The following is a 26,017-nucleotide window of genomic DNA, read 5'->3' on the forward strand; positions in this document are numbered from 1 at the left end:
ACTGACATGGCGTCTGTAAATGCCTCCCACGACGATGACGACGATGCCGCGGTGGACAGCATCAACATCACCCCGCTGGTCGACGTGCTGATGGTGGTGCTGGTGATGTTCATCCTCACCGCCACCGCGCAGGTCTCCGGGATCCAGATCAACCTGCCCAAGGCCAGCGCTTCGGTGTCGCTGTCCGAGGCCAAGACCAAGGCGATTTCGGTCAACGACGGCGGCCAGGTGTTTCTCGATGCCTACCCGGTGACCCTGGCCGAACTGGAAGAACGCCTGCGCATCGAGAAAGCGCAAAACCCGGATTTCCCGGTGATCGTGCGCGGTGACGCCACGGTGCAGTACCAGAAAGTCATCGAAGTGCTGGATCTGTTGCGCCGGCTCGAACTGTCCCAGGTCGGTCTCGTCACCGGCAAACCGAGTCAGGGCTGAGTCATGACCGCACAACTCCCGATCGAGCCGCTGCCGGTGAAAAAGCCCGCGCTGCGTTATGCGAAGTGGGGCGCCGGATTGCTGATCGGCGCGCTCGCCGCTTGGTTTCTCTGGCAGTGGGCCAACGACATGAGCGGCATCCGCCGCGAAGCGCCGAAGGTGCCGACGATCATTCCGTTGCCGCCACCGCCACCTCCGCCGCCGGAAAAACCACCGGAGCCGGAAACCCCGGTGGAAGAAAAAGTCGTCGAGCCTGAGCCAGCGCCGGAACCGGAAGAGGTCAAGCCCGAGGAAGAAGCGCCGCCATCGCCGGCGGACGATCTGGCCAACCCGATGCAAATGGACGGCGATGCGCAGTCCGGCAGCGACGCCTTCAACATCGGCGCAGGCAAGGGCGGCGGTATGGCCGGTGCCGGCGGCGGGCGGTTGGGTACGGGGACGTACAGCCAGTTTCTGGCGTTCACCTTCCAGCGTTTGCTGCGTGAGAACCCCGACCTGCGCAACCTCGCGTTCTCGCTGCAGGCCGATGTCTGGCTGAGCAGCGTCGGCGAGATCACCCGTGTCGAGCTGATCAAGTCCAGCGGCAACCCGCAAATCGATACCCAGGTGCTGGCCGCTTTACGCGGTGCGCCGGCCCTCAGCGAACGGCCTCCGGCCTCTATCACTTTACCTGTGCGCCTGTCCCTGCAAGGGCGGCGTCCGGGCTAACCCATTTTCAAGCTTCGGCAAAAGGAGTTGTGTGCAGATGATTTCCAACGTGAATCGATTGTCTCTGGCGGTCGGCATGGTCATTGCGACCCTGGTCGGTCAGGCCGCGGCAGCGCCTGCGCCCTCGGAGAACGCCACGATCAATCTGATCCGCTTGCTGGTCGAGCAAGGCATTCTGAAGCAGGACAAGGCCGACGCACTGATCGCTCAGGCGCAGAACGAAGCGGCGCAGGCCAAACAGGCTGCGGCATCCACCGCCGTCGCCGCCGGGCCAGTGGCGGCGCCGGGTGATGTCCGCGTGCAATACGTGCCGGCCGCAGTGCGGGACCAGATCCGTGATCAGGTCAAAGCCGAAGTCATGGCCACCGCCAAACAGGAAAACTGGGCGGCGCCCAACAGCTTCCCGGAATGGGCGGCGCGCATCAGTTTCGACGGCGACATTCGCTTGCGCAACGAGTCGCGCTACTACTCGGACAGCAACAGCAACGAGATCGTCGACTTCGCCAAGCTCAACAACAACGGCCCGTATGACGTAAACCCGAACAGCAGCACCAGTCTGCCACCGCTGCTCAACACCCGCGAAGACCGCACCAACCAGTTCCGCATCCGTGCTCGACTGGGCATGAAAGCGGAGATCTCGCCGCAATGGAGCGCCGGCATTCGTATCGGCACCGGTTCGGACAACAACCCGGTGTCGACCACGCAAAACCTCGGCGGCGGTTTCGCCAAGAAGGACATCTGGCTCGATCAGGGTTACCTGAACTGGAAGCCTACGGATGAATTGACCCTGACCGGTGGGCGCTTCGCCAACCCGTTCATGTCCACAGACATGCTCTATTCCAACGACCTGAATTTCGACGGCGTGGCAGCGATTTTCGACCATAAGCTCAACCGCGATTGGGGCGTGTTCGGCACCGTCGGCGCGTTTCCGGTGGATTACACCAACGACACCGCCAGCAGCAACGGCTTCGACAAGGAAGAGAGCGACAACAAGTGGCTGTACGGCGCGCAGATCGGCGCCAAATGGGCGATCAACAGCAACAACCGCTTGAAAGGTGCACTGGCTTACTACCGCTTCGATGACATTCAAGGCCAGCGCTCCAGCCCTTGCGAACCGTGGGCCGGCGCACCGGGCTGCGACAGCGACGGCAGCCGCGCGGCGTTCATGCAGAAGGGCAACAGCGTGTTCCTGCTGCGCGACATCACGCCGAATCCGCTCAACCCGACCACCACACCACAGCCGCAGTTTGTTGGCCTTGCTTCGGAATTCAACCTGCTTGATCTGAACGTGGTGTGGGACGCCGACCTGCCAGAAGATTTCAAACTGCGCAGTCAGGGCAACTACATCCACAACCTCGCGTACGACGAAGGCGACATGCGCAAGCGCTCGGCCGGGCAGATCGTCAACAACCTCGACAGCAACGGCGACATCGAAAGCGGCGCCAATGCGTGGATGGTGCAGTTCACCCTCGGCAGCGCACTGGACCTGAAAAAGCAGGGCGACTGGAACATGTTCGCCGGCTACAAGTACATCCAGCCGGATGCCTTGCCGGACGGCTTCAACGACTCGTCGTTCCACCTCGGTGGCACCAACGCCAAGGGTTATTTCCTCGGTGGCAATTACGGTCTGGCGAAAAACGTTTACGCCACCGGTCGCTGGATGAGCACCGAAGCGGTGTACGGCGCGCCGTTCGACATCGACGTCTTGCAGCTCGAGATCAACACGCGCTTCTAAGGCGCCGGGAGAGGGTTATGAAAACGCGATTTGTGTGGCTCGGGCTCGGGCTGTTAATCGCCACTGGGGCCAGTGCTGAAGGCATGGAAGAACGCCTGCGCACGCAATTGCGCAGCACTACGCAACAGTTGCAGGCCCTGCAAATTCAGCAGGCCCAGGCCAGCGCCGCGCAACTGGCGGCGCAGAACGAAGCCAAGGCTGCGCAGGCGCAAATCAAGCAATTGAGCGCTGAACTGGCCAAGGCCAAAGGCGTTGCCGAGCAACTGGCCGGGCAGCAACAGAGCCTGCACAGCCAGGCGCAGGCACAAGTGGCGGCCAGCGCCGAGCAGACCGGCAAGTTCAAAAAGGCCTATGACGAGTTGCTGGTCATGGCCCGTGCCAAAGAGGCAGAACGGTCTAAGCTTCAAGCGCAATTGACTGAACGTGACACACAAGTGCAGCAATGTTCAGTCAAGAATCAGCAGATGTACGGCGTCGCCAAGCAGATCCTCAGCGCCTACGAAAACATCGACGTGGCCGAGGTGATGAAGATCCGTCAGCCCTTCGCGGGCAGCGCCCGGGTCAAGTTCGATGAACTGGCCCAGGGGTTCGGTGACGAGCTTTACAAGACTCAATTCGACGCGCCGCAAGCCGCGCTCACGCACTGATAGACAAGGAAGAAGTAATGACTCAATTGATCAGCCACGTATCGCCAAAATCTCTGACCGAAGTCCTGCAAGCTGCGGGTTATCGCGTCAACGAAACCGAGCAGAACGGTATCGTCCAGTTGCTCAGCGCCAGCCAGGGCATTGGTTACGCTGTGCGTTTCGGCAACCCGGCGGTGGAGCAGGGCAGCTACGTCGACTTCACCTTCAGCTGTGCGCTGCGCGTGCAGGGTGAGTTGCCGCAGGGTGTGGCCGAGCAGTGGAATGCCAGCCGTCGTTTTGCGCGGTTGTCGTTGCAGGGCGAGTTTCTGGTGATGGAGATGGACGTGGTCGTGGCGGCGGGCGTGAGCAACGATCACCTGCGCGGCAACCTGGAATTGTGGGATCGCCTGCTGCAGGAGTTCATCGTTTATCTGCGCGATTTCACCCAAGCCGCACAGGCCTCTACCGGGAAAGTAGCAGTCGCTGAACAAGAGGAAGTCGCGCTGTGAAAAAGCCTGCCATGGTGATCAGCGCTGCGGCAGTGGCGCTGCTGGTGGTGGCCGTGGCGCTGGTGGTGCGGCCGGGCAGTGATCCGGTCGCCGCCCAGCAATCGTCGTCGGTGGCGACGGTTGCTGCAGGGCTGGCAGTGGCGCGGTTGGGTAATCAGCAGGTGTCTGCGGAGGAATTGCAGGCGTTGCTGGCGACGGTTCCGCCAGAGAGCCGCGAACAATTACGCGGCAATCGTGAGGCGCTGGAGCGCTGGCTTCGCACGCGCCTGGCCGAGAAAGCGGTGCTGGAGCAGGCTGATGCGCAGGGTTGGGCGCAGCGTCCGGAAGTTGCGCGGCAGACTCGTGCGGCGACTGAGCAGATTGTCTTCCGCGATTATTTGCGTTCGGTCAGCCAAGTGCCGGCGGATTACCCGAGTGCGGCCGAGTTGCAGCAGGCCTATGACGCTGGGAAGGCGAGTTGGCAGACACCGGCGTTGTATCGGGTCAGTCAGATTTTCCTTGGGGTGAATGATCCGCAGAATCTTGAATCGGTGCGCAAGCAGGCGCTCGAACTGAGCAAAAAAGCCCAAGCGACGCCGGCAGAATTTGCCGCGCTGGCGACTCAATATTCACAGGATCGCGTCAGCGCTGAACGCGGCGGCGATACCGGTCTGCAACCGTTGCAGCAACTGGTGCCAGAGGTGCGTGGCGCCGTGGCGCGGCTCAAGGTTGGTGCCGTTTCCGATCCCGTCCAAAGCGCCGCCGGGTTCCACGTGATCAAACTCACCGAGCAACAACCGGCGCGCGCCGCGACGCTTGATGAACTGCGTGATCAACTGACTCAGGCCTTGCGTGCGCAACGGCAGGAGCAGATTGCCCAGGCGTATCTGGACGGCATGCTCAACACCGCAACACTGAGCATCGACGGTGCCGAACTCAACAAAGTCCTCGAGGAAAAACACTAGTCCCAGTTCCACCGCTAACCCTGTGGGAGCGAGCTTGCTCGCGAAAGCGTCAGCACATTCAACATATTTGCTGACTGACACTCCGCTTTCGCGAGCAAGCTCGCTCCCACAGAGATCTATGGTGCACTCAAGACAAATACAAAGATCGACAGGGAGTCATCGATGTCATTCACCGAACCCGCAGGACGACCGGGCAATACCGATTACCATTGGCCACACGACAACAGCGAACCGTGGCTCGCGCATGCCGCCACCATCGATAGCGACGTCGCGCAGTACTTCCTGGTCAGTGCCCGCTGCGGTTGCTTCATGCAAGCGGCGCGCAGCCTCAACGTGCGTTCGACCCTGCTGCGCAAACAACTGGCACAGCTTGAACAACAACTGCAACACACCCTGTTCAGCTTCCAGGGCAGCGCCCTGAGCCTTACCCGCGAAGGCCAGCAACTGCAGGCCAGACTGGTCGTGCTGGCCAACGAACGCAAACTCCCGGTCATCGAACAACCGCTGATTCGCCTCGCCGTCGCCGAATCGATTCTCCACGACATTCTCGGCCGCGACCTCATCGCACTGCTGCGCCGCAACGCCAGCGTGCGCCTGGAAATCATCGCGCTGGACAGTGAACTGTCCCTGCGTGCGGTCAGCGCCGACATCGTCCTCTGGCTCGCCCACGGCGAAACCCCGCACCCCGGCCCGACCTTTGCCACCAGCGAACCGCAACCGCTGGCGCGCCTCGACTACCTGCCACACATCGCCAAACGCTATTCCCGCGTCACCGCCCGCCCGGACAGCCCCGATGACCTCGCGGATTTCATGCTGGTGCAATGGCAGCACGACCGGCAGATCGACAGCTTCCGACCGTGGAATGAGCTGGTCGAGCAGCGTCTGGCCGGGGTGGTACAGATGCAGTCCTATGAACTGATGCTGGAGATGATCCGTTGCAGTGCGTGCATCGGTTTATTGCCGGCGTACATGAGCCGCTTCGACCGTGGCCTGATCGCACTGCCGGGGCTGTTCGAGGAACCGATGCAATTGCAGGCGTGGCTGGCGGTCAACGCCGATTCCCAAGCGCTGGCCGAGGTGCAAACCCTGGTCGACCTTATCCACCACACCTTCAACGAACGCCAGGAGTGGTTCCAGGGCTGACCTCTTCCCTCTGCACCCCACATTCCCCTTGTAGGAGTGAGCCTGATCGCGATAGCGGTGTGTCAGATTGATCAATGTTGACTGACACACCGCTATCGCGAGCAGGCTCACTCCTACAAGTATTTACCTATGGCTGATGTCGTGTTTATCGGTTTAGAGTGATCAGCCACACATCGATCCAGGAAGGATCCGCCATGCCCGACCACAACGCCGCCATTCACATCGAACGCTTCAGCGAGTCGCACCTCGAGGCTGTCACTGCGCTCTACAACGAGCGGGCTGTCACCCGGCAGGTGTTGCAGATGCCGTTCCAGTCCGTCGACGTCTGGCGCCAACGGCTGCTGGCGGAAAATGAACGGGTGTTGAAGCTGGTAGCACTGCATCAGGGCGTGGTCATCGGCCATTTGGGGCTGGAAAACTATTCGCGGATTCGTCGCAGCCACGCCGGCAGCGTCGGTATGGCAGTCGCGGTCGCGTGGCAGGGCAAAGGCGTCGGTTCAAAACTGTTGGCGGCAGCACTCGACGTCGCCGACAACTGGATGAATCTGCACCGCGTCGAACTCTCGGTTTACGCCGACAACGAGGCCGCCATCGCGCTCTACCGCAAATTCGGTTTCGAGACCGAAGGCCTGTTCCGCGACTACGCCGTGCGCGACGGGCAATGGGTCGACACCCTGAGCATGGCCCGCCTGCGCAACACATCGAAAACCTGACTCAGTCGCCCAGGGCGAACGCCACCGCCGACTGTGCATGCAGCTCGGTGGTGTCGAGCAGGGGCAGGGCGCTGTGTTCGGGTTTGACCAACATGCCGATTTCCGTGCAGCCGAGGATGATCGCCTGGGCGCCGCGTGCGGTCAGGGATTCGATCACCCGCTGGTAGGTTTGGCGCGATGAGTCGCTGATCACGCCAACACAGAGTTCGTCATAGATGATCCGGTGCACGTCCTTGCGCTCGGCGTCATTCGGCACCAGCACCGTCAAACCCTGGGCAATCAGGCGTTGCTTGAGGAAGTCCTGCTCCATGGTGAACGCCGTGCCGAGCAACCCGACCGTGCGCGCATCGATCTCCAGCGCGGCCCGCGCCGCCGGCTCGGCAATGTGCAAAAACGGAATGTTGATCGCTGCCTGAATCTGCTCGGCGACCTTGTGCATGGTGTTGGTACACAGCACCACGCATTCGGCGCCGCCGGCTTCGAGCCGGCGCGCCGCATCCACCAGAATTGCCGCCGCATCGTCCCAGCGCCCGGCGTGCTGGGCCTGTTCGACCGGGCCGAAGTCGACGCTGTGCATCAGCAACTGCGCCGAACGCAGCGGGCCGAGACGATCACGGACTTGCTGATTGATGAGTCGATAGTATTCAGCGCTGGATTCCCAGCTCATGCCGCCGATCAGGCCGATGGTGCGCATTGGATGTCCTCAGGCAAATGGCAGTTTCAAAGGTTCAGGTTTGCCCGGAGTGTCCTGCTGTTCACGGTCCGATGCCAGCAACAAGTGACTGTACCGCTGATCTTTTGCGCAAGTGTCATGGTGCTTCATCGGGCTGGCTGTAGCTTAATCGTACGCAGCGGCTGGTATCTGCCACTATCGAGCATTGCAAGTCCTTTCCGAGGAACACCGCTATGGACGACGTACAACAATTGGGCGAGATGCTTCGTCACTACGCCGAAAGCGAAGCGCACAAGAAGCAATTGTTCGAGACGCAATCAGTGGCGTGGGCCGCACGGATTACCGCATTGTTCGGTGATATTCAGCAATGGCTGGAACCGGTGCAGGCGCCGAATCTGCTGGAAGTGAGTCGCGAGGCGTATGTCGCGTTCGGGCCGAGTACGCCGGTGGAAACCTCGACCTTCAAGACGGAGAAGTTGAGCATCGTGATTGCCGGCAAACCGGTGGAGTTCGTGCCGGATGTGATGGGCAGTGGCGGGCAGATTTCCCTGGCGGTGATGGGGCTGACAGCGGCGCGTTACGGCAGCATTTCGCTGGTCGGATTGCCGGACGGCGCGTGGCAGTGGCGCAAGACCAATGGGTTGAAGGATCCGGATACGTTTGCTTTCGACGCCAACTTCCTTGCTCAGCAGTTGCAGAGTTTGATTCCGCGCGACCGCGGTTAAGATCAAGGGCTTACCCCCTCACCCCAGCCCTCTCCCCCAAGGGGGCGAGGGGGAAAGGGAGCCGATCTTCGTTGTATTTAAGATTGCATTCACTTTCGATACTTCAGGTCGGCGTAACTCGAATAAACCACTCGGTCAGTCCCCTCTCCCTCTGGGAGAGGGCTAGGGTGAGGGCAGCCCGACTGTCACCCCTCACATATCGAGATTGACCCACCCCGGCTTCGTCACCTCCGGCGCCACCGCTTTCACAGTCTTGCCAGTGGCCAGCTCCACCCGCCGCGCCACCTCCGGGTCGTCGGCAAACGGCACCATGCTCGCTTCATCCAGACTGTCCGTCGCCTCCGGCCGCAAGCAGTACTCCACCGCCAGCCACAGAAACACCACGCCCAACACATCAAAGAAAATCTCCATCACGAGCGGCTCCCTGCCTCAGGCGATCTGCGCTTCGCGGCGCGCCAGCGCGACGTCGGCCACCCGTACCGTGCGCCACACGTTGTAAGCCATCAGCAACATCCCGGTGAGGAAGAACACCCCGCCGGCGAAGCGCACGATGAATCCCGGATGGCTGGCCTGCAGCGCCTCGACGAACGAATAGGTCAGCGTGCCGTCCTCGTTGATCGCCCGCCACATCAGGCCCTGGGTGATGCCGTTGACCCACATCGAAGCGATGTAGAGCACCGTGCCGATGGTCGCCAGCCAGAAGTGCAGGTTGATCAGCGGCGTGCTGTACATCTGCTCGCGGCCAAAGACTTTCGGCACCATGTGATAGGTCGCGCCGAAGGTAATCATCGCCACCCAGCCCAACGCCCCGGCGTGGACATGGCCGATGGTCCAGTCGGTGTAATGGGAGAGGGCATTGACAGTTTTGATCGCCATCATCGGCCCTTCGAACGTCGACATGCCGTAGAACGCCAGCGACAGCACGAGGAAGCGCAGAATCGGGTCGGTGCGCAACTTATGCCAGGCACCGGACAGGGTCATCATGCCGTTGATCATCCCGCCCCAGCTTGGCGCCAGCAGGATCAGCGACATCGCCATGCCCAGCGACTGCGCCCAGTCCGGCAGCGCGGTGTAATGCAAATGGTGCGGGCCGGCCCAGATATACAAGGTAATCAGCGCCCAGAAATGCACAATCGACAAGCGATACGAATACACCGGCCGATTGACCTGTTTCGGCACAAAGTAATACATCATCCCGAGGAAGCCCGTCGTCAGGAAGAAACCCACCGCGTTGTGCCCGTACCACCATTGCACCATCGCGTCGGTAGCGCCGGAATACACCGGATAGGATTTGAACCAGTCCACCGGGATCGACAAGTGATTGACCACGTGCAGCATGGCGATCACCAGAATGAACGCGCCGAAAAACCAGTTGCCGACATAAATGTGTTTGGTCTTGCGCTGCACCACGGTGGTAAAAAACACCACGGCGTAAGCGACCCAGACGACGGCCATCCACACCGCGCCGGAGAACTCGATCTCGGCGTATTCCTTGGTGGTGGTGTAGCCCAGCGGCAGGGTGATCAGCATGATCACGATCACCGATTGCCAGCCCCAGAAGGTAAAGGCGGCGAGGGTGTCCGAGTACAGCCGCACCTGGCAGGTACGCTGCACCGCGTAGTAACTGGCGGCGAATTGCGCGCTGCCGGCGAAACCGAAAATCACCAGGCTGGTGTGCAGCGGTCTCAGACGGCCGAAGGTGGTCCATGGCAGGTCCAGGTTCATCTCTGGCCACACCAGTTGGGAGGCGATAAAAACACCCATCGCCATGCCCACCACACCCCAGAAAATCGTCGCAATGACGAATTGGCGGACGACCTTGTAGTTGTAAGCCTGTCCGATTGTTGCTGTGCTCATGGTCAGTTCATCCACGGTTGCAAAGTCTTGCCAGGCCACCCGGTCCGGCATGAGCTGCACTGTAGAAACCTCGCCAGAACCAAAACAGGCTCAGGAATCTTTCATTTGTGCGGATCAGATTAAGTAACTAGCTGCGGCGTTCTGCCGCGCCCTGATATGGTTTTTAAGCGTTCAGGTGAATCTGTAACGTGCTGCGTCGTAAGGCCATAGTGCTGGCAATTCCTATAGGAGTGAGCCTGCTACCGGGGAAACCCTTAGAACCTTGGCCAATCAGGCATTTTCCCTTGGGTCGATGGTGGCCTTTTGGTAGAGTCGCCGTCGCCAGCGGGTTTTCGGCTGGACGATGGAACCGAAGAAGGGAGTCTGATCAGTGAGTCCGGGCAAAAAAATCCTCGGCCTCACAGCGTTGCTTTTAATGGTAACGCTGTGGGCCAGCTACTTTTACGTATTCAAGGAAAACCGCAGCGGTCAGCTCGGCAGTGTCGGCGAAAGCACTGCATGGTGCGGCACGCCGCCGTCCACGGAAGCGGCGTTGCTGGGCAAGGATCAACTGACCCTGCGCGTTACCAACAACCTGCGCGGCGAGTTCATGCTCAGCGGTTCCCTGGTGATTTCGGAACGCACCTTCAACCGCTACGACCTGAGCCGCAACGAACTGCGCCTGCGTCTGGAACCGTTGCAGTGGTCCTACGGCGTCACGCCGATTTTCCTTGAGCAGGTCAAAGTGCAGCCGCTGAGCCGCAATCTTTCGGCCACCAACAAAAGTGCCTACGCCGAGCTTGAACCGCGTCCGATCGGCGTGCAGGGTCAGGTCACTGAGTTCCCGTTCGACACCTATCGCTACGGCTATAAACCGGTGCTCTATTACCTCAAGGGCAGCGAACGCGTCGACCTGCGCTTCAAGAACATCACCACACTGATGGAGATGTCCAACACCTTCACACCGGTCCAGAAGTACAACCGCGTCGATTACATCAACGAGAAAACCTCGATGATTCGCGACGAGGATTACAAGGCTTACGGGCCGCACGAATGTGCCTTCAGCGTTGAGCGCAAAGGTTCGTTCAAGGTGGTGGTGTTGTTGCTGCTGTTGGTGTTGTGCCTGCCGCTGCTGCTGGTGTTTTACCGTAATGAGCCGGGTATCGACTTCCTCGCCACCCTGTTGGGCGCGGCGATCGTGCGGGTATTGCTGATCGGGCCGGTGCAGGACTTCCAGTTGTACAACATCGATTTTCTGTTGGGGGCGGCGATTTTGCTGGTGGGCACGGTGTCGTTGATCAAGGCGATGCACATCAATAGCCGGCGGGAGATGGCGCTGCGCAGTGGCGAGACTTCGTCCTGGTAATGGGTGAACCCTGAAAAGCCCCTCACCCTAACCCTCTCCCAGAGGGAGAGGGGACTGACCGAGTTGTCTGGCGAGTGACACCGACGTGAAAAACCGAGTCGATTATGGATTCAACGCCAATCGCTCAAGTCGGTGTATTTCTTGAATATCCCCCAATCGGTCCCCTCTACCTCTGGGCGGTCCGACGTCTCGGGAGGGCTAGGGTGAGGGCCAACAATCTCCAGCCAATCACTTAAGCGCCGGATCGCCCATGTTCATCTTCTTCCACCCCTGCAACAGCACCTGCGCCTTCGGCTCCTGCCCGCTGTCGAGATACCACTGAATCAGCGACAACCGCGCATTGCGGTTCGCCGGTTGCACCTTGAGCAAACCCTCCAGCACTGCGCAGGCGTCATCGACCTTGCCGCGCTCATGCAACGCCACCGCCAGCACATAACCGTACTGCGCGTTCTCTGGCTCCAGTTGTGCGGCTTTCTTCAGGGGGGCCATGGCTTCGGCCGCTTTGCCGGCACGAATCAGCGACAGACCTCGGGTGTGCTGCAACAGCGCCGCGTCCGGGTGTTGCTTGAGACTGTCATCCAACAACGTTCGCGCTTCGGCAACACGACCATTGGCCTCCAGCCATTGCACCAGCGTCACCAGCGCCGGGTAGAAATCCGGGTCGCGTTTGAGTGCCGAGCGCAGCAGGCCTTCGACTTCCGAACCACGGCCGCTGGCCTGATACAACATCGCCAGATTCAGATTGGCCTCGGCACGTTCCAGCAGACTCTTCTGCACCGCTTCGTATTCGGCAATCGCCGCGTCCCAATTGGCTTGCGCCGCGCTGAGACCGTTGTTGCGCGCCACACTGAGAAGATCCCGCGCGGCAACGATGCGCACGGCTTTCACCGGATCGCCCAGCAACGGCGCCAACAACGGCGCACGCTCTGGCGGCGGCAGGAACGCGCTGATCGCACGCACCGCACTTTCACGCACTTGCGGCGCCGGGTTGTGCAGATCCTGCGTCGCTAGCTTCAATGCTTGCTCACTCGGATACAGCGGCAGCTCCGCAAGTAAGGTCGCCCGTTGAATCGCTGGCAGGTTACTGCGCTGCAACTGCTCATACAGCGCATCAGCGGCACCCGGCTGGCCATTGCGGATCAGCCACAGGCTTTCGTCATAACGCGGTGCCTGCGGTGTGGCGGCGGCGTTCCACAACTTGAACTGTGCAGTGACCTTGTCCCCAGCCTTGCCTTGATGGCAGGTCAGACAGGCGTCCGGCGTACCCAGCTTTTGTGCCCGCTCCGGGTTGGGAATGCTGAAGCTGTGGTCATGCCGGAAGTCGTTGCCCATGTAGAACTTGCCGGGCATGTGGCAATCCACGCATTGCGAGCCGGGTTGGCCCATGGTGTGGCGGGTGTGTTCGATGGAGTCGTAGTTCTTCGCTTGCAAGCCCTTGCCGTCGACACCCTCGATAGAGGTCTTGCCGGCCGTGTTGTGGCATTGCAGGCACACCGCGTTGCCCGGCGCTTTCAATTCGGTGCTGTGGGGGTTGTGGCAATTGCTGCAACGCACGCCCTTGTCGAACATTTTGCTTTGCAGGAACGAGCCGTGTTCGAACACCTCGTCCTTGATCTTGCCGTCCAGCGCATACAGTTCGCGGGTGAGGGTGCTTGGCAGGTAATCGTCCATCAGACGTTTGCCGACGGTGTAGCCATCGCCCAACGGCGCTCGACGCGCGTGGCAGCGGGCGCAGGTTTCGATTTCGACGGTGGCATTCTTGTCCTTGAGATCGACGTCAAAGCCCTGATGGAGCAGATCGGTTTTTTTCTGCGTCCATTCCAGGTGATTCGAGGCCGGGCCGTGGCACGCCTGACAGCCGACCCCGAGGCTGTTCCAGTGACTGTTGAAAGTGTTGCTGGCCGCATCGAAATGGCGCTTGAAGCCGGTGGTGTGGCACTCGACGCACATGAAGTTGGCGTTCTGGCTCGGCTTGCTCCAGTGCAGCGGATTCTTGAAGTTCACGCCTTGGCCGGGGTAGAGGTGGAACCAGCGATGTTTCTCGGTATCCCAAGCCACGCCGAGCGCTTGCAAGCGACCCTCGCCGACTTCGATCAGGTACTGCTGCAGCGGCGCGATACCGAAGGTGTAGGCGACTTTGAAGTCGGCGTTCTTGCCGTCGATGCCGGGCGTATTGACCCAGAACTCATCACCCTTGCGCGCAAAACGGGTGATCTCGTTTTCGGCTTTGAAGGTGATGTTGTTGAAGTCGCCGAGCATGGTTTCGGCGTTCGCCGGTTGCATCGCCAATTGGTGATGCGAACCTTGCCAGTCCTTGACCTGCGTGGTGTGGCAGCCCTGGCATTGTTGCTCATCGACCATCGTTGCCGGTTTGCTCGCCAGCACGGGTTGCGGCTTGGCGGGCGATGCGACAGGCGCGCTGATCGGTGCCGGTTTCACGGGCGGCGGTGCAGGGCTGAACAGAAACCAGCCGATGCCCGCCACGGCTGCGAGCAGCACAGCGATGGTGATCGGGAACAGATATTTTGAAATGGAAGGTTGCGGCGAATCAGGGTCAGGTCGTGCTGTTTTATTTTTATGCTTGGGCATTGCGACTTCCGTAGTCCAGGTGCATTTGCCGTCTGGCGTGCGTTCAAGCTCGATGCAGCTTTGCCGGATGCTCGGCGTCTGTCAAATGACGGCTGTGATCCGCCGCGCAGCCTTGCGTGAATATTGTGCTTTGCAATCGCAATTACTGAGGTTTTAGCTATACCTGTAACTCCCCCAGGCAAAGTTTTGGCCTTCTGACAGGAGTTACAGCATGAAGCTAGCAGTGATGATGGGCACACTGTGTTTTGCCACCCTCGCAGTGGTGGGTTGTTCCAGCAAAACCGTCGACCCCAAAGAGTACTCAGGCTTCCTCCAGGACTACAGCCAGCTCAAGGAGGCCAAGTCGCCGTCCGGTGCCGAGGTGATGCGCTGGATCGATCCGAAGGTGGACTTCAAGAAATTCACCAGTGTGTACATCGAACCGACCCAGCTCTACCCGCAACCGCAACCGACCGCAAAGATCTCCCAGCAGACCCTCAACGGCATTACCTCCTACTACGATCAGGCGCTTAAACGCGAGATTGGCAAAGACTTGCCGTTGGCCACCGGCCCCGGCCCGGGCGTGGTGGTGGTACGTGCGGCGATCACCGCCGTGAGCAGCAAGACCGAAGGCCTGCATGCGTATGAAGTGATTCCGATCGCCCTGGTCGCGGCTGCGGTCAGCACCGCCAGCGGTATCCGCGATCAGGAAACCACCCTGGCCACTGAAGCGGTGTTTCTCGATGGCGCGAGCAACAAGGTCGTCGCGCAAGTGGTGCGCAAAGGCACCGGTAAGCCATTGGCAAATGATTCGCAGGCGATGACGGCCAATGACGTCAAACCGGTGATCGACGGCTGGGCCTCAGACCTGCGTCAGTCGTATCTGAAGCTCAAGGCAGGCAAATAAACGCAGCCGGCCGGAGTGTCCGCGAGGACGGTCCGGCCGGTGCTGCTCATCAGAAGTTGGCGCGTGCCTGACGGTTGTAGTGGCTGAGCAGGACGTCATAACCACGGGTGACGGCGTAGTAGTCGTCGCTCAAACGTTGCGGTTCGGCGTGGTTCTGCCAGTCCTTGTGCAGGGTGTTCAGCGCGTCGAGGTAGTTTTTCGATGGCTCACTGATGTGTTGCCACAGCTCCCGCGCGTCATCGTCCTTGTTTCGAAATCCACCCTCGCGTAGCCCGATGAAAGACTGACGGCGATTCCACGCCTGCTGTAGATCAGCGGTGGTGTCGGCCACTGCTTGTGGGGTCAGCGTGCGCTGCTTCATCCCGTCTTCCAGCAATTCCAGTGTCGCTCGGGCTTGAATCATGTACGCCAGCAACGACCAGTGGATCTCCTTGCCGACACGCGCTTCCAGCCGTTCGAGCTGTGCGGGGCGCTGCGCCACATCCATTGGCAGGAGTTCCTTTCTCAAGGCTGTCGATGCGTTGATGTAGGCATTGCTGGCAGCCTGGATTTGCCCCGCGACCTGGGGCAACCGGGCGAGCGGCGTGGCATAAAAATTCGCGCTTCTATCGAGTCGTGTCGGGGTAAAGATCACCGCTGCCTCCTGCAGCGCTTGCGCGTAGTCACGAACTTTTTGCGAAAGCACTGGCTGGTAGCCCAGGAGTTCCAGTTTTTCGTTGATATGACTGAGGCAGAGATCCTTTTGGATGTCATGTACGGTGTACGCATCCGTGTTGTCGAAATCTCGTGCCTCAGCAATATACTTCCCGAATGCATCACTTGATGGTCGCGGACTCTCGATTTTGTCGTAGGCGTTGCGCCAGTGCACATCGACGCGGTTGACGCAGGCGATGATCGGGCTCAACGCGTTCGCCTGCGCGGTCACGGGGGATTCGCGCTGATCAAGCCACAGGTCGAGTTTCAGGAACGGCCGGGTCGCGCTCGACAGCCCCATCACCACCAGAACGACCACTACGCCGCTGACAAACATGAATCTTGAGGTCATGGTCGTGCCTCCGCCGGATACCACTGTTCACGGGTGGCGGGCGCGCCACAGTCGAAAGAACTTGCCGGCAGCCGACTGCACAAGCGCTCGGCCCAGGGTTGCAAACCCTGATTGCGATTGACCGTGCCTTGGCTGGCGGCCACTTTGAACACGCCCAGCACCAGCACCAGGGCGACAACCCCGAGTAGCGTCACGCCGATTTTCACCGGCAGGTTGGTCTTTTCCCAGGACATGTGTGGCTTGACCTGACGGCGACGGATCAAACCCACGCAGGCCAGTGTGGCGGCATAGACGCCGCCAGCGATGGGGCCGAAAAACCAGCTCAGCCCGGCCATCATCAATGCGCATGGAATCACGTCACGCAGTATGCCGAACGGTGCAGCGTCCTTGGCGAAACCCGGCCACAACCGTGCGCTGAGGCGGTCATCCAGCAGCCAATGGGTGTGCGCCAGTTGGTGAGTCAGCCAGTTGATGCCCGCAGCGATCACGCCAAACACGATCGTTGCGGTCATGACGATATTGATCAGGCCGGTGACGCGCAGCCCCAGCGGGATAAAATGAGTAAACGCACCGATCAGGCAAGCCAGCACCACGCCAAGGTACGTCGGCCACTCGCCACGGCTCAGCTCCCAGTCGCGCCAGAAAAACGCGGTGCCACCGGGCAACTCTGCGCAGACCTTCGGATGATTGGCATACAGCGCCGAACTCAATTGGCGGCATTGCGCCCAATCCTTTTCGCGCAGCCGCCGGGCCAGTGCGCGGCGCTGGCTGAACGGGCCGCTACCGAGCAACAGGCGCGCAGCACGGTGTTCGGCAGAGGCGGGCGACTCTTCGGCGAGCTGGCGCTGCTGCGCGAGAAAAAGCGGTGCCTCATGGCGAGCGGTCAGACGCTTCCATTCATCGCCAGGGCAGCGGTTGGACAGCCCGGAATGCCAGCCTTGGCCAGCACACACCTGTGCGAAAAGTTCGGATGACCAGTAATCGCTGTCCAGCAGCAAGCGGCTCAGGAACAGGTTGAACCACTGCTGGTGCACTTCAGCGTCGAGCCATCGGCATTGGCCGCATTGGGCGTAGGCCTGGAAAAAGGCCTCGCTGTCTTCGTGTTCGAGAGCGTCAGCCAGCGGTCGAGTGATGCGCTGGCGTTGTTGCGTCAGCAAATGCTCGATCGATTCCTCATCCAGTTCCAGCCGTTGCCAGGCGCTGAACCAGTGATAGGTCTGCACCGCCCAATCGACCATCGGCGCTGATGTTTGCGGGTGTTCGATGCAATGCTGCAGCAGAGTCTCTTCGAGTATATGCGCGCAACCCTGTTCAACGGCGAGGGCGTGGCGCTGTTGCAATTGCGCAAGGCTGGTGTCGGCCAGCGAGCGGGTTGCCTGCTGCAAGGCATCGACTTCGACCACGGTCAGCCCGGTCAAGTCCCAGGCTTCTTCATCAACCTGGTGGTCCTCGCTGGCCTGCGCCCATTCCTTGTAATGCAGAGCTTGTTCATAGGCGTCACGCAGACGCTGAAATCCCTCAGGATCTTCGTCAGGGCGGGTCTGTTTGAGCAGGGCGGCGTATTGGCGTTTGATACTGCGCGTATCGGCGTCGGCCGTGAGGCCAAGGACGGTCCAGCAACTCATTGCGTGTACAACTCCATGAAAACCTGCGACGCGGCCCAGTGATGGCACTTTGATTTTGCGCACCCTACCTGTTTCGCGTCGAAAAGTCCTCAGCCGCGGCTTATTTGCCGACGAACCAGCGGAAATACGGGTTGCCTCCGTCGCCGCGCAGCACGTCACCGATGTCCCGCGCCCAGGCATCGCGGTCGCCGTCATAGGCATGCAGGCTGGCGCGATAGAACTGCATCAGGCGCTGGCGATGGGCATCCATGCGCTCAATGAACCCGGCATCGGCATTCAACAGCTGCGGCGCCTGATACAGGTCGAGCAGCGCCGGCAGTACGCGGGTGATCTCCTTGCTGCGCACCCATGGCGCATATTCGATGCGCGGTTGATCGTCGGTTACTGCCGGTGCGTCGGCAGCAAAGCGTTCAAGCCCCGCGCGATCGGTGACCCAAGTCGCGAGCAGGGCAGCGGCCGAGCCGATGCCGACATCCTGCAAGGTGCTGCGCACGCTGTCCTGCTGGAAACGCGCGGTGATTTTCGCGGCGTCCAGTTCCATTGGCTGCATGGAGCCGACCAGCAACATCTCATGGAGCTCGCTGGTCCACAGCGAGGCATACGGAAACACGTCTAGGAAGCTGCGCACCAGTGAACGCGAGTCGTCGATGTTCTGCGTCGGCAACGGCAGCCACTGCGCGACGATGCCGTGGTTTTCCAAGCGACTTGCCGCCAACTGGTAAAAGTTCCGCGAGTATAGATTGACCACACCAGCGGCAGAGGGCGGTGGCGGTTCGAGGGTAATCACGTCATAGGTTTGCGCACTGCGCAGCAGTTCCTGGCGACCATCGCGCAGACGCACATCGACGCCGGGATCGCTGGCGGCATTGAAGTTGCCTTTGAACAGCGGCGCGGCTTTGACCACCGACGGCAGCAGCTCGGCGACCACTCGATGGTCCAGCCCCGGATAGCGCAACATCGCGCCAGCGGTAATGCCGGTGCCAAAACCGATGACCAGGGTCGAACGCGGTTCGCCGTTGTGAATCAGCAGCGGCAACAGTGCCTGTACGCGCATGTAGCGCAGCGATGGCATGGCATCGCCGGTGTTCGACACGCCTTGAATGTACAAACGGTGGAAGGTGTTCTCGCCACGCCCTTGCGCAACCACCGCCACCGTACCGCCCCGGCCTTCTTCGTAGAACGACAGACTGCCGTTGCGCGCGCCGGGTAACAGGCTGGCGAGTTTGTCGACCGGGGTGAACACGGCCACGACAACCGAGGCCAGAGCGAGAGCGACCACCGCCTGACGCCGGCCTTTCTTCACGTGATGACCCTTGCGCACCGCGAAGTAACCGATGCCGGCGGCGATGATCGCCAGCAGGCCCAAGGTGCGCACCAACCCCAGCAGCGGGATCAGCAGAAAGCCGCAGAACATCACCCCGACAATCCCGCCGAGAGTGTTGAACGCCACCACGGCGCCGACATCACGGCCGACGCGCTCTGGACCAACGCTCAAGCGCAGTGCCAGTGGAAACGCGGCACCGAGCAACAGCGTCGGCACAAACACGATGCTCAATGCTGCCACTGCAAAGCGTGCGCTCATGCCGGCCAGCTCACTGGCACCGAGGCTCAACAGCCACATTTCCGCCTGACTCTGCGCGATCACCAGCCAGCGCCCGAGCATGGCGATTTCCAGCAGCGCGACCAGCCCGGCGCCGGCAATCAGCAAACCGAACACGCCCCACGGGTCACGGATGCGCTCGACCCGGCGCGCGAGCAGGGCGCTGCCGATAAACAGCCCGCTCAGATACGTCGCCAGCACCACGGCAAATGCGTAGGTGCGGGTGCTCATGAACTGCACGATCGACTGCGACCAGACCACTTCATAACCCAGTGCTACGCCACCGGCGATGGAATACAGCCACAGCGCGGTTCTATCCGGGACCTTGTCTGCGTGATGCTTCACCGGCGCGGCAAGCGGTGCGGGATACTGACGGGCGAACCACAACGCGCCGACGGCGGCCAGCAGATTGAGCATGGCTGCAAACAGCGCGCTGCCGCGTACGCCAAGGGTGGCGACCAACACAAACGCGGCGAGCAACGTGCCGACAATCGCGCCCAGTGTATTGGCGGCATACAACTGACCACCGGCCTTGCCAGGATCAGCGGCCAGCGAGCGCACCAGCACCGGCAGCGTGCCGCCCATCAACACCGCCGGCAGGCCAACCAGAGCGAAGGGCAGCAGCCACGCCAACAGGCCGACGTGTTCCTGCAACCAGGCAAACGGGCTGGCCGCCAGACTCATGGCCACCGTCGCACCGACCGCCAATAGCGCCACCAGCACTTCCAGCCCGGCATACAGCAACACCGGTTGCTGCAAGCGATCGGCCCAGCGCCCGAACAGCCAGCCACCGATAGCCAGACCGGCGAAAAACGCACTGATGCCGGTGGTGATTGCATAGACCTCGACGCCAACCACCAGCGACAGTTGTTTGATCCACAGTACCTGATAGACCAGCGCCGCCGCGCCGGAGATGCACAGCAGCAGGGCGGGGATCAGCAGCGCGGGAGCGGCGGTGTGCGAGGCGGGTATGGCCGACGGCTTGCTGGCGATACGTGAGGACATTGCGGATGCCTTGTTCCAGTTCAAATAGATTGGCGGCCGTGAGGCTCTCATCGCGAGCAGGCTCACTCCTACAGGGATTGCGTTTACAACATAAAACTGTGGGAGCGAGCCTGCTCGCGAATGGGGCCGACACGGTCCCACGTCAAAAAAAGAGCCGCCCGCCGGTGAAGGCGAGCGGCAGTCGAGCGGTATTACTGGGCTTTCTTCATTTTCTCTTCGATGCGGCGATCCACGTCCTCACGGATCTGGTCGATGCTGAAGCTCGCCGGACGTTGACTCGGTGGATAGTCGACGAAGGTCTGCAGGAACTTCGCAGAACGACGAGTACCGTCGAAGATCAGGTAGTCGTTTTTGGTCAGCCAATCGTAGTACTGGTCTGACACGACATCGGCACGTTCATACGGGTCCATGCGCAGGTTGAACATTTTCGGCACACGCAGACACACGAATGGTTCGCTCCACACCTGCAGGCCGCCAGGGGCACGTTGTTCGCAGAAGACGATTTTCCAATCGTTGAAGCGCATGCCAACCAGCACGCCGTCATCGTTGAAGTAATAGAACTCGTCACGCGCACTCTTGTCGGTTTTACCGGTCAGGTAATCCAGTTGGTTGTAACCGTCCAGATGCACCTTGAAGTTCTTGCCGCCGACGTCGGCGCCTTTGAGCAGGCGATCCTTGATATCGGTGTCGCCGACCGCAGCCAACAGCGTCGGGAACCAGTCCAGACCTGAGAACATTTGCGTCGAAACTTCACCCGCCTTGACTTTACCCGGCCAGCGAATCATCGCAGGCACACGATACGCACCCTCCCAGTTGGAGTTCTTCTCGTTGCGGAACGGCGTGGTTGCCGCATCCGGCCATGACCATTGGTTAGGGCCGTTATCGGTGGTGTAGACCACGATGGTGTTGTCGGTCAGCTTCAGGTCATCGAGCGTCTTGAGCAATTTGCCGACATCGCCGTCGTGCTCGATCATGCCATCGGCATACTCGTTGCCGATCATGCCGCTTTGACCCTGCATCGATTCGCGCACGTGAGTGAACGCGTGCATGCGGGTGGTGTTCATCCAGACGAAGAACGGTTTGTTCGCCTTCGATTGCTTCTCGATGAATGCCTGAGCTGCCGCAGTGGTTTCGTCGTCGATGGTCTCCATGCGTTTTTTGGTCAACGCGCCGGTGTCTTCGATCTTGCCATCGGCAAAACTGTGGATCACCCCACGCGGAGAGGCTGCCTTGACGAACTCGGCATCATTCTTGGGCCAGTACGGACGCTCCGGTTCTTCTTCGGCATTGAGGTGATAGAGGTTGCCGAAGAACTCGTCGAAACCATGGTTGGTCGGCAGATATTCGTCTTTATCACCGAGGTGGTTTTTACCGAACTGGCCCGTTGCGTAGCCTTGTGCTTTCAATGCTTGGGCGATGGTTATATCGCGGGGCTGCAAGCCGACTGGCACGCCAGGCATGCCGACTTTCGACAAACCGGTACGCAGCGGTGTCTGGCCGGTGATGAACGAAGATCGTCCAGCCGTGCAACTGTTCTCCGCATAGTAGTCGGTGAACATCATGCCTTCTTTGGCGATGCGGTCGATGTTCGGGGTCTTGTAGCCAACCACCCCCATCGAATAGGCGCTGATATTGGTCTGGCCGATGTCATCGCCGAAGATCACCAGAATGTTGGGTTTTTCAGCCGCCGTGGCCGTTGCCGACAGCGCCATGACCGAAGTCGCCACGAGGGCGAGTTTCGGTAGCCATTTGCGTATGCGAGTCATCTGACTTGCTCCTTTTCGCGGGGGTCGTTTTTGCGACTAACGTTTATTGCAGTCCTGCATCACGCTTTCTTATTGCACCTGCCCGGTGACCGGTGGCTCGAACGGGTAGATCCGGCGCCACTCCGACGCCATGTCGACCACGGTCCAGCCACGGGAATTGGCTTCGTCGAGGGCCTTGTCGAGCCGGCCGATATCGGATTGGCGGTCATAGGCCCACTCGCGTTTGGCGTCGGTGTGGTGCACCAGGCCCATGAAACGCTTGCCGGAACCGGCGGCTGTCCACTGCAGCATCTGCAGGTCGCCGTCGGAGTTGCCGAAGGCGAGGATCGGCCGTTTGCCGATCACCGCGTCGATGCTTTCCGGTTTGCCGGGGCCATCGTCGTTGTGCGCCAGTTTTGGCGTGCGTACGATCGAGGCCTTGCCGTCCTTGTATTGAAATGAAGTGATGAACGTGGTGCCGATCACCTGTTCCGGAGGGATGCCATAGACCTTTTCGGCGAAGGCGCGCATGAACCCGGTGTCGCCACCGGAGACGATGTAGGTCTTGAAGTCCTGGCTGCGCAGGTAGTCGAGCATTTCCAGCATCGGCTGAAAGATCATCTCGGTGTACGGCTTGCCGGTTTTCGGATGGCGCGCCTGACTGAGCCAGGTCTTGGCGTAGTCATCGAAAGCCTCGGTGGTCATGCCGGTGTGGGTCGCGCCGACGATTTTCAGCAGGCCGTCCATGCCGGAAGCGGCCAACGCTTTGTGATCGTTTTCCAGTACGGCTTTGAACGGCTGGGTGGTTTTCCATTCCGGATGCTGTGCAGCGGTGCGCTTGACCTCTTCAAAGGCGAACAGCAATTCGAAATAGGCCGGTTGCTCGCTCCACAAGGTGCCGTCGTTGTCGAACACGGCGATGCGGTCGGCCGGTCTGACGAAGTCCTTGCTGGTCTGGTCAGTCACCGTTTGCACGAATTCGATAATGCTCTTCTTCGCCGGGCCGTCATTCCACGACGGCAGCGGCTCGTTGGCCTGAGCCAGCAGCGGCAGGGCGAGGCCAAACAACAGGGCGATTCCGAAACGTTGGCGGTGCCATAGCGCGGTCGTCATGGGCAATCCTTCTCGTGAACGGGGTTGAGCGGGCGCAGGGCCGAGGCCGGTTTTGCCCGCTGCTGTGCGGCCTGACTGTGAAGCGTAGTCAATGATTCGCGCAGTTGAACGAGTGTTTGCTCGGTACTGGGCTGACGACCGTAAAGCCCGCGTAACAGGCCTTGCAGGCGCGGACCGGCATCCACCAGTTTCAAGCCCAGCCGACTGCGGCGCAGCCACAGGTACAGCGCGCTCAATTGCGCCGGTCTCGCCTGCAGTTGCGCGTTGACTTGCTGCCAGGCGAAATCAGGTGATTGCTGCCATGCTCGTTGTTGCGCTTGCCTACGTGCTTGCCAGTTTTTTCTGGCGCGGATGAGTGCAGGGCGCAGCAAGTAAGCGGCACCGACGACAACCATGAGCAAGGTCAGCCACCCCAGCCAGCGGGTGGAGAAATGCAGGCGATTCTGGCCCAACTGCTTGAGGTCTTCGCTGATCGAAAACACCGGTTTGTAGGCGCTGCCAGCGGCTGCGTCGAATGTCACCGCCGGCACTTGCGCGATGCGTGATTCTCGAGTGCTGGCGTCCCACCATTTCACTTCGATAGCGGGCAGGGTGTATGAACCGGCCTTGTCGATGCGGTAGGTGACACTGTCGATGCGCTGACCGCCGAGGATGTCTCCACGTCCGTCGTCAAGCGCGGTGACTTGCGGGGTTTTTGCGTAGCGGCTCAGACCGGGGACATCACTCAGCGTCGGAATCGGCAGGGCCATCGCCAGTGCACCATCCGCTTGCAGGGTCAGTTGGCGGGTGATGCTGTCGCCGGTTTTCAATGGCGTCGACGAGTTGATGAGGGTTTGGGTGAAACGCAAACCGCTGGCCACCAACGGTGTTTCTCCAGGCTGGAAGCCCGGTGGCTGGGCGGCGCTGAATTGCAGCGGTTGGCTCTGCGCACTGATTTCAGCGGTGGCCTGACCGGGTGTGGCGCGCACGGTCAGCGCCGGGATATCGAACGTACGGGCGACGTTCGGGGTAATCAGATAGCTGTAGCGCAAACCGCTGAAGGCCTGGCCGTCGAGGGTCTGATTGAGGTGCTGCGCCTGACCGTCTGGCGGCATGATCAGGGCGCCGTCGAGCTTCAGGTCGGGCAGGGTGGCGGCGCTGGTGAACCAGGTGTCGGTGAGGACGTCGATTTGCAGTTCAACCAGGCCGCCGACCATGGCGCCTTCGGCGGGTTGCAGGTGGGCCTGGACTTTGAGTTGGGGGTCAGCGGCAAAGGCCTGAAGTGTGAACAGGCCACTAGCTAGACCTATCAGCAGAGCTGTGGTGATCCGGCGGGCCCCTTCGCGAGCAAGCTCGCTCCCACAGGGGGGCTGCGGTGTACACAAGTCCACTGTGGGAGCGAGCTTGCTCGCGAAGGCGGCAGGAGGGTTTGGAAGCTTCATGGCTTGGCCCCTACCTGATCCTGCAAGCTGAACTTCTGCTTGAGAAACTTCGCCGGCGAGGTGGTCAGGTTCTGCAGCCACAAGGCATCGGACGCAGCCTGCTCGGTCTCGACCTTTTTGCTCTGACCCTTGCCCGGCGCCTTGTCGAATTTCACCTCGTCGGGTTTGGTCTCCGGGGCGTTTTTCTCGGCGCTTTCGGTGTCCTTGAGCAACGCTTGCGCGAGCGCCAGATTGGCCGTGGCTTCGGGGAATTGCGGTTGCAGCTTCAAGGCCTGGGTATACGCGGCGATGGCTTCATCGAACTTGAAGCGACGCACATAAATATTGCCCAGATAGAAATACGCCTGCGGCGTGTCCAGCCGCGCAAAGGTTGCCAGCGCAAGGTCGTAATCGGCCGCGTGATACGCCGCAATACCTTTCCAGTACGGGTCGACAAACAGCGCGGCGGCCTGCGGCAGGTGTTCATGTTCAAAGGCCCAGCGACCTTGCTGATCGCGGGTGAAAAAGGCATCGGTCAGCGCGTTGGCCTGCGCCGGTGCCGCCGGCCAGCCCAAACCAATCGCCAGAGCCAGCGCGGGCATCCAGTTGACGCTCCAGCCCTTGCGCACGTTGAACAGCGCCAACAGCAACAGCGGCCAGCACAGCCAGTAACCGGCGTCTTTCCAGTGCAATTCGCGCTGCTCGGCACTGGCGCTCTGGAAGTGCTGTTGCGCGTGCAGTTCGATCCAGTCCAGGTCATCGTCATTGACAGTCAGGCTGCCCAGTGGCGCATCGACAGCGGAGGCTAGTTGCTTGATTGCTGCCGGATCGAAACGGCCGAGTGCCGGACGCCCGTTGGCATCGCTGCGCGGTTGGCCGTTGGCATCGTGAATGATGCCGCCGTCTACACTGCCGACCGCCAGCACCAACACTTGCAATGAGCTGTCGCCCACACGTTTAGCGAGGCCGTCGAGTTGTGTGGTGTCAGCGCCGTCGGTGATCAGCAGCAGGCTGCCGGGCGTTTTTTCAGCGTTGAGCAAGCGTTTTGCCTGATCGATCACGGCGCCGACGTCTTTGCCCGGTTTGTCGATCAACCCGCTGCCCAAGGCTTGAATGAACGTGTCGAGCAACGCGGGATCATCGGTCGGCGGCAACACCAGATGGGCGCTGCCGGCGTAGGCGATCAACGCGGTACGGGCACCGGCGCGGCGCTGGATCAGGTCGTGCAGTTTGTGTTTCGCCGCTTCCAGTCGGCTCGGCTGCACATCGCTGGCGTCCATTGACGGCGATAGATCCACGGCGACAATCAGCGGCGCACGATTTTCGAGGAAGTCCGGTCGATCCTGTTCCCAGGTTGGCCCGGCTGCGGCGACGGCGCCGAGGATCAACAGTGCGCACAGCAGATGCACCGGAAGCAGGCGCTGATGATCCTGCGGGGTTACCAGCAGGTGCGGTAACAGGTGCTCGGCAATATTGCCGCGCAGCCGTCGTTGCAGGTCGCGACCACGTCGCCAGAGCAACGGCAGCACGGCACCGAACAGTGCGAGCAGCAGCCAAAGAGGGCGAAGAAAATGGAAATCGCTGAGGTTGATTTCCATC

At 60.8% G+C, this 26,017-nt stretch carries 22 protein-coding genes; 11 read left to right on the forward strand and 11 right to left on the reverse strand.

Annotated features, from left to right (window positions below; genetic code table 11):
• Positions 1 to 6: 6 nt before the first annotated feature.
• The 8 genes from ACM6IV_RS08035 (at position 7) to ACM6IV_RS08070 (ending at position 6,810) form a co-directional block, all read left to right on the forward strand.
• Positions 7 to 432, forward strand: coding sequence for an ExbD/TolR family protein (locus tag ACM6IV_RS08035; protein ID WP_053150914.1), 426 nt, complete (start codon positions 7 to 9; stop codon positions 430 to 432).
• Positions 433 to 435: 3 nt separating this feature from the next.
• On the forward strand, positions 436 to 1,140 hold the full coding sequence (locus ACM6IV_RS08040) for an energy transducer TonB family protein (protein WP_414869484.1): 705 nt from the start codon (positions 436 to 438) through the stop codon (positions 1,138 to 1,140).
• Positions 1,141 to 1,177: 37 nt separating this feature from the next.
• Positions 1,178 to 2,875: a putative porin gene (locus ACM6IV_RS08045; protein ID WP_414869485.1), complete on the forward strand. Its 1,698-nt coding sequence runs from the start codon at positions 1,178 to 1,180 to the stop codon at positions 2,873 to 2,875.
• Positions 2,876 to 2,892: 17 nt separating this feature from the next.
• The gene (locus ACM6IV_RS08050) at positions 2,893 to 3,522 is read left to right on the forward strand and encodes a DNA repair protein (protein WP_414869486.1); all 630 of its coding nucleotides are present in this window, start codon (positions 2,893 to 2,895) and stop codon (positions 3,520 to 3,522) included.
• A 17-nt stretch (positions 3,523 to 3,539) separates the two neighbouring features.
• Complete coding sequence (locus tag ACM6IV_RS08055) at positions 3,540 to 4,010, forward strand: YbjN domain-containing protein (RefSeq protein WP_414869487.1); 471 nt, start codon at positions 3,540 to 3,542, stop codon at positions 4,008 to 4,010.
• Positions 4,007 to 4,954 carry a peptidylprolyl isomerase gene (locus ACM6IV_RS08060; RefSeq protein ID WP_414869488.1) on the forward strand — a complete coding sequence of 316 codons (948 nt, stop codon included), beginning with the start codon at positions 4,007 to 4,009 and terminating at the stop codon, positions 4,952 to 4,954. Before ACM6IV_RS08055 ends, ACM6IV_RS08060 begins: the two co-directional genes overlap by 4 nt.
• Positions 4,955 to 5,116: 162 nt before the next feature.
• Positions 5,117 to 6,097: a substrate-binding domain-containing protein gene (locus ACM6IV_RS08065; protein WP_414869489.1), complete on the forward strand. Its 981-nt coding sequence runs from the start codon at positions 5,117 to 5,119 to the stop codon at positions 6,095 to 6,097.
• Between the two features lie 194 nt (positions 6,098 to 6,291).
• Positions 6,292 to 6,810, forward strand: coding sequence for a GNAT family N-acetyltransferase (locus ACM6IV_RS08070; RefSeq protein WP_414869490.1), 519 nt, complete (start codon positions 6,292 to 6,294; stop codon positions 6,808 to 6,810).
• Position 6,811: 1 nt separating this feature from the next.
• On the opposite strand, the gene ACM6IV_RS08075 is transcribed toward ACM6IV_RS08070, so the two are convergent.
• Positions 6,812 to 7,504, reverse strand: a complete 693-nt coding sequence (locus tag ACM6IV_RS08075; RefSeq protein ID WP_414869491.1) for an aspartate/glutamate racemase family protein — start codon at positions 7,502 to 7,504, stop codon at positions 6,812 to 6,814.
• A 212-nt stretch (positions 7,505 to 7,716) separates the two neighbouring features.
• Between ACM6IV_RS08075 and ACM6IV_RS08080 the strand changes: the two genes are divergently transcribed.
• On the forward strand, positions 7,717 to 8,208 hold the full coding sequence (locus tag ACM6IV_RS08080; RefSeq protein WP_414869492.1) for a hypothetical protein: 492 nt from the start codon (positions 7,717 to 7,719) through the stop codon (positions 8,206 to 8,208).
• 192 nt (positions 8,209 to 8,400) lie between these two features.
• Here the strand turns inward: ACM6IV_RS08080 and ACM6IV_RS08085 are convergent, their stop codons facing one another.
• Positions 8,401 to 8,619: a cbb3-type cytochrome c oxidase subunit 3 gene (locus tag ACM6IV_RS08085; protein WP_414869493.1), complete on the reverse strand. Its 219-nt coding sequence runs from the start codon at positions 8,617 to 8,619 to the stop codon at positions 8,401 to 8,403.
• An 18-nt stretch (positions 8,620 to 8,637) separates the two neighbouring features.
• Positions 8,638 to 10,065, reverse strand: a complete 1,428-nt coding sequence (ccoN, locus tag ACM6IV_RS08090) for a cytochrome-c oxidase, cbb3-type subunit I (protein WP_414869494.1) — start codon at positions 10,063 to 10,065, stop codon at positions 8,638 to 8,640.
• 370 nt (positions 10,066 to 10,435) lie between these two features.
• On the opposite strand from ccoN, the gene ACM6IV_RS08095 reads away from it, so the two are divergent.
• Positions 10,436 to 11,410, forward strand: coding sequence for a hypothetical protein (locus tag ACM6IV_RS08095; RefSeq protein ID WP_414869495.1), 975 nt, complete (start codon positions 10,436 to 10,438; stop codon positions 11,408 to 11,410).
• A 228-nt stretch (positions 11,411 to 11,638) separates the two neighbouring features.
• Here ACM6IV_RS08095 and ACM6IV_RS08100 read toward each other — a convergent pair whose 3' ends face one another.
• On the reverse strand, positions 11,639 to 13,999 hold the full coding sequence (locus tag ACM6IV_RS08100; protein ID WP_414869496.1) for a tetratricopeptide repeat protein: 2,361 nt from the start codon (positions 13,997 to 13,999) through the stop codon (positions 11,639 to 11,641).
• 211 nt (positions 14,000 to 14,210) lie between these two features.
• Here ACM6IV_RS08100 and ACM6IV_RS08105 point away from each other — a divergent pair, with 211 nt between their 5' ends.
• The gene (locus tag ACM6IV_RS08105) at positions 14,211 to 14,885 is read left to right on the forward strand and encodes a DUF3313 domain-containing protein (RefSeq protein WP_414869497.1); all 675 of its coding nucleotides are present in this window, start codon (positions 14,211 to 14,213) and stop codon (positions 14,883 to 14,885) included.
• A gap of 49 nt (positions 14,886 to 14,934) precedes the next feature.
• On the opposite strand, the gene ACM6IV_RS08110 is transcribed toward ACM6IV_RS08105, so the two are convergent.
• From ACM6IV_RS08110 to ACM6IV_RS08140, 7 genes are all read right to left on the reverse strand, one after another.
• Positions 14,935 to 15,930, reverse strand: coding sequence for a DUF3829 domain-containing protein (locus ACM6IV_RS08110; protein WP_414869498.1), 996 nt, complete (start codon positions 15,928 to 15,930; stop codon positions 14,935 to 14,937).
• Positions 15,927 to 17,555 (reverse strand): J domain-containing protein, encoded by a 1,629-nt coding sequence (locus ACM6IV_RS08115; protein ID WP_414869499.1) that lies wholly within the window; start codon positions 17,553 to 17,555, stop codon positions 15,927 to 15,929. Before ACM6IV_RS08115 ends, ACM6IV_RS08110 begins: the two co-directional genes overlap by 4 nt.
• 100 nt (positions 17,556 to 17,655) lie before the next feature.
• Positions 17,656 to 20,160, reverse strand: coding sequence for a fused MFS/spermidine synthase (locus ACM6IV_RS08120; RefSeq protein ID WP_414869500.1), 2,505 nt, complete (start codon positions 20,158 to 20,160; stop codon positions 17,656 to 17,658).
• Positions 20,161 to 20,351: 191 nt separating this feature from the next.
• The gene (locus ACM6IV_RS08125; protein ID WP_414869501.1) at positions 20,352 to 21,926 is read right to left on the reverse strand and encodes an arylsulfatase; all 1,575 of its coding nucleotides are present in this window, start codon (positions 21,924 to 21,926) and stop codon (positions 20,352 to 20,354) included.
• Positions 21,927 to 21,995: 69 nt separating this feature from the next.
• Positions 21,996 to 23,018, reverse strand: a complete 1,023-nt coding sequence (locus tag ACM6IV_RS08130; protein WP_414869502.1) for an HAD family hydrolase — start codon at positions 23,016 to 23,018, stop codon at positions 21,996 to 21,998.
• Positions 23,015 to 24,439, reverse strand: coding sequence for a hypothetical protein (locus ACM6IV_RS08135; protein ID WP_414869503.1), 1,425 nt, complete (start codon positions 24,437 to 24,439; stop codon positions 23,015 to 23,017). Before ACM6IV_RS08135 ends, ACM6IV_RS08130 begins: the two co-directional genes overlap by 4 nt.
• Positions 24,436 to 26,016, reverse strand: coding sequence for a VWA domain-containing protein (locus ACM6IV_RS08140; protein WP_414869504.1), 1,581 nt, complete (start codon positions 26,014 to 26,016; stop codon positions 24,436 to 24,438). The genes ACM6IV_RS08135 and ACM6IV_RS08140 overlap by 4 nt, the downstream gene beginning before the upstream one ends.
• Position 26,017 lies beyond the last annotated feature (1 nt).

The organism is Pseudomonas sp. IT-347P (assembly GCF_949768005.1).
Lineage (GTDB): Bacteria > Pseudomonadota > Gammaproteobacteria > Pseudomonadales > Pseudomonadaceae > Aquipseudomonas.